The 610-nt window shown below is 45.7% G+C and carries 1 protein-coding gene; it reads right to left on the reverse strand.

Features of this window, described 5'->3' with window-relative positions; all coding sequences use genetic code 11:
* Window positions 1-610: YjbH domain-containing protein (locus tag R7190_RS28750; RefSeq protein WP_318138046.1), on the reverse strand; the 610-nt coding region annotated here is incomplete at both ends.

Consider the following 610-nt stretch of genomic DNA (forward strand, 5'->3'; position numbering starts at 1 on the left):
ATGGTTACCGCGTGTTCATTCTGATAAGCGCGGAACATGGTACGTACACGAGGAATCGAAGTGCCGTCTGGTGGGGTGACGTAGTTAAACTTGTCGTAGTTGTTGTACCAATCCCAGTATAGCGAGCCACCAATTTCTAGGTTATCTGTCAGCCAGTAAGAGGCGCTGCCACTTAAACCAACACTGAACAGATAGAACTCTTCTGGGTTGCCCAAGGTCTGAGCTAGTTTTGGTGAGAAGCCCCAATCAAAGCGCTCAAAACCGTCGTAAGCAGGTTTACCTTGCGGTTTATCGCTCGAAGTTGATGTCGCATCTTCGATATTTGGATTGATGTAGTTAACTTCTGCAAAGTCACGGTATTTCTCTTTGGAGATAACCGTTTGATCGCCGATCAGACCACGACTGCGTTCATTGATAGTAAAGGTATCAATGTTGTCTGGCATTTCGTTGTAAAGGACTGCTGCCGCTTTTTCATGAGCTTCGTTGCGATCACGATACTTTTTCTGCTCGCCGACAACCGAAACGGTATTATCTTCAACATAGAGTTGGGTATTTTGGTAGCCAGCAATTTTATCCAGCTCCTCAGTAACACGTTCCCAATCTACATCAG

The sequence above is a fragment of the Vibrio sp. 1078-1 genome, assembly GCF_033340475.1.